The following is a 3,667-nucleotide window of genomic DNA, read 5'->3' as shown; positions in this document are numbered from 1 at the left end:
TCTTTTATATATTCTCTCCATATTTTGACCCTATAAATAAAATTATTATTATGAGAATAAATACCAACCCTGGGTAATGTAAATTTTGTTATTTCCATATTTTTTTTTCTATTAACAACAGCCCCTTTATACCCTGCTTTCTGTACAATTTCAATTATTTCAGAATTAAAGTTGCCATATGGATAACAAAAAAATTTTGTTTCTTTACCGATTTTATCTTCAATAATTTTCTTTGATTCAATTATTTCTTTTTCCGCTTGCTTTTTATCAATTTTCGTTAAATCAGGATGAGTTAGTGTATGTGAACCAAATTCAACTCCATTATTTACCATTTCTGATACTTCTTTCCAATTAAGAAATCTATCTTTCAATATTTCTTTATATCTTGGGAAAAGGATATTAGTTCCAATATAAGAAACAGTAAGATAAATTATTGGAGAAATCCCAAAGTCATTAAGTATTTCAATAGCAAACCATAAATTATCAGCATATCCATCATCAAATGAAATTACGACTTTTTTATCATTAGAAATAAAAAAATCTTCTATATATTTATCCATTATAAGAAATTTAAAATTTTTAGAAAATAAATAATTAATCTGCTTATGGAATTTTGTAGGACTGACTGTTATTGCATCTTTCTTATACCATGGATTAATTCTGTGATAGCATAGTATCATTTTTCAAAATTTATCCTTTTGAATTTATACTTAAAAATTAAAATAATCATCTTTAATCCAAGAGAAAATGCTTTTCCCATATTTCCAGTTACTGATGATTTTCCAACTCTTGGTTTATAATTTACAGGTATTTCAACAAATTTAGTTCCTGATTTTATAACAAGAAGGGTAAGTTCTGGACCAAAATGTTGTTCTCCAACTGTAAAATATGGTTTAACTTTTATATATATATTTCTCTTTATAAGCCGCATTGTACATCCAACATCTGTTAAAATTGTAGTGTTATATAAAAATTCCATTATTTTTGCCACTGCCCAGTTTCCCCACTTCAGAAAAAAATTCATATTTGCACCTTTCCATATTAATTCTCTTGTTGTTCTTGTTCCAAGTACATAATCAAAATCATCACTATAAGCAAGTAGTTTAATTACATCTCTTCCAAGAAAAGTTCCATCTGGTTCTGAAATTATCAAATAATCCCCTGTTGCTTCTTCAAGTCCTTTCCAAATTGCATATCCATATCCCTGTCTTTTTTCATAAACAAGTTTTGCCTTTGTTTTTTTCACTTCTTCATCAGTTCCTTCAACGGCATTATTATTAACAACAACTATTTCATCAACAAAAGAACTCGCAAAAAAATCATCTATTGCTTCTCTTATTGAGTCCCTTTCATTATATGTTGGAAATATTACTGAGACCTTTTTATTTTTCCACATTTTTGAAAATTGAAAGTAATAAAACCATCAAATATGGAATTATTGGTTCCCTATATCTTATTACAGTTTTGAATAAAAGGATTGTCGGTAACGACCAACCAAGAATTCCAAAATAAATCCATAGGTATTTTTTCAAATTTTTAAGAGTAATAAAGAAACCTATAAAACTTAGAATTATAATAGGGGCAAAAGTTATAAATCCAAGTATTACATGGTATTTTTTATAGTTTTCACCAGGACCAGAAAAAGTATGAGGGAAAAATCTCCAATATCTTATAAATCTATCCCAGACAAGTTTTAGATATTCTTTTGGATGGGATAAAATAAAATTTAAAGCAAGTTCATATAATTTATGGTCAATTTCAACTTCTGACATCCCATTGAATTTTTCAAAAAAAGGAGGAGGAGGATTCCAATATCCTGATGGTTGAGAAAGTGATTTTTCATTATTAGCAATATAACAAACAATTCCTCCCTCAGTAGAAGTAAGAACAAGTTTTTTATGAATTTTGTAATTCCTTAGAACCCAAGGAGTTATTACAAGAAAACAGCCTAAAAACAAAAAAATAAATTTTAATATCCCTTTTCTCTTGAATTCTATAAGAAAATAAAAAAATATTAAAGGAAGAAAAATAAAAAAAAGAGACCTCGTTAAAACGGCAATTCCAAGAAAAATACCACTTAATAAAATAAAAGTATCACTTTTTTTATTTTTGCCTTTTATTAAGAATATTGAAAATAAAACTAATAAAAAGGTTTCAAGTGTTTCAGGTGCAAGATAACCAGTCCAGAAAATTGAAGATGGGTATATTGAATAAAGAAAACTGCCTATAAAAGAAATTTTTGAATTAAAAAACTCTCTAAGAAGGAAATAAATCAAAATGCAAGTAAATGAACTAATTATAGCAAGCCCAATTTTTGCAGCAAGGTAATTATGACCAAAAATTTTATATATTATTGCAAGAAAAAAAGGAAATCCCGGAGTTCTCCATGAATAGAATTTCTGTCCACCTGGAAAATAAGGATTTTCTACCCAGAATCCTTTTCCTGAGGCAAGTTTCCATCCCAACTCATCCCACCAATCACCCCAAACATCAATTGAATTATTTAAAGTAAGAATAAACAGTACTCTTATTAAAAGAGAACAAATAAATATAAATAATAATTTTTTCCAAATTCCTTTTGTATAATTGTTAGAGTTAAACTCTTTTTTCATACCTGTTCTCCATCAAGAAATATTCTACACCAAATCTCAAAACATAATAAAGTCCATAAACGAGAAGAATGATTAACTCTACCAGAAATGTGTTGCTGAACAATTTCTTCTACATATTTTTTTTCAAAAAAGTTCCTTTTGAAAAATCTTTTATTTAAAATTATGCTTTTTAAATAATTTGCAAGTTCTCCCTTAAACCACTCACCAACTGGGACACCAAAGCCCATTTTCCCCCTTTTTAAAATCTCGTCGGGCAAAAATCCTTTTAATTTTTTTTTCAAAATATACTTAGAAATTTTCCCTTTTAATTTTAATTCTGGTGGAAATGAAGATATTGTTTCAATAAATTTATAATCAAGAAAAGGACTTCTTCCTTCAAGAGAATTTGCCATTGTTGCTATATCTATTTTGACCATTAGAACTTCTGGTAAATAAAGATGAAAGTCAGTATAAAGCATTTTTTCTAATAAATTATCTGCTTTATTTTTTTCCCATAATTTATCAACTATTTCAATTGAGTTATAATTTTTAAGTTCATTTTTAAACCAAGGAGAATATATTTTTTCTTTCCATATATCTGAAAAAGATTGTAATCTTCTTGAATATGCGAAACCAAAACCGAAATCATCTGCCTCTTTAATCCATTCTAAAATTCTTACAGGGAAAGGAGCAGGAAATTTTTGATATATTTTCTCAATCAAATTTTTGACATATGAAGAAGTGAGTCCTGCTTTTTTACAAAAACTGTAAAGTTTTGATAATACCATTGTTTGATAATATCTATCGTATCCAGCAAAGTTTTCGTCTCCACCATCTCCATTTAAGGCAACTTTTACATAATTTGAAGTTTCTTTTGCCAAATAATAAGTTGGAATCATAGAAGAATCAGCAAATGGTTCATTATAATGCCAGACAAGTTTTGGTAAACATTTGATAATATCTGGTTGGATAATAAATTCATGGTGTTGTGTTCCAAATTTTTCTGCAACAATTTTAGCGTATTTTAATTCATTATATTCTTTCACATCAAAACCAATTGAAAATGTCTTTATAGG

The 3,667-nt window shown here is 27.5% G+C and carries 4 protein-coding genes; all 4 read right to left on the bottom strand.

Features of this window, described 5'->3' with window-relative positions:
- Positions 1-680, bottom strand: a 680-nt coding sequence (locus tag PLW95_07980) for a polysaccharide deacetylase family protein (protein ID HOV22593.1), incomplete at its 3' end; no start/stop codon positions are given.
- Positions 677-1,396, bottom strand: coding sequence for a glycosyltransferase family 2 protein (locus tag PLW95_07975; GenBank protein ID HOV22592.1), 720 nt, complete (start codon positions 1,394-1,396; stop codon positions 677-679). The genes PLW95_07975 and PLW95_07980, both read right to left, overlap by 4 nt.
- Entirely contained in the window at positions 1,383-2,612 is a 1,230-nt protein-coding gene (locus tag PLW95_07970; protein ID HOV22591.1) for a glycosyltransferase family 39 protein, read from the bottom strand. Before PLW95_07970 ends, PLW95_07975 begins: the two co-directional genes overlap by 14 nt.
- A partial coding sequence (locus PLW95_07965) for an asparagine synthase C-terminal domain-containing protein (GenBank protein ID HOV22590.1) occupies positions 2,609-3,667 on the bottom strand: 1,059 nt, incomplete at its 5' end. The genes PLW95_07965 and PLW95_07970, both read right to left, overlap by 4 nt.

This window comes from bacterium (assembly GCA_035370465.1).
In the GTDB taxonomy this organism is placed as follows: Bacteria; Ratteibacteria; UBA8468; order B48-G9; family JAFGKM01; genus JAGGVW01.
The sequence above is the reverse complement of the archived record's forward strand: the minus strand, read 5'-3'. Positions and strand labels throughout refer to the sequence as shown.

Coding starts and splice junctions, on each gene's coding strand:
- PLW95_07975 (HOV22592.1), bottom strand. CDS start 1,396: ATGTGGAAAAATAAAAAGGTCTCAGTAATATTTCCAACATATAATGAA.
- PLW95_07970 (HOV22591.1), bottom strand. CDS start 2,612: ATGAAAAAAGAGTTTAACTCTAACAATTATACAAAAGGAATTTGGAAA.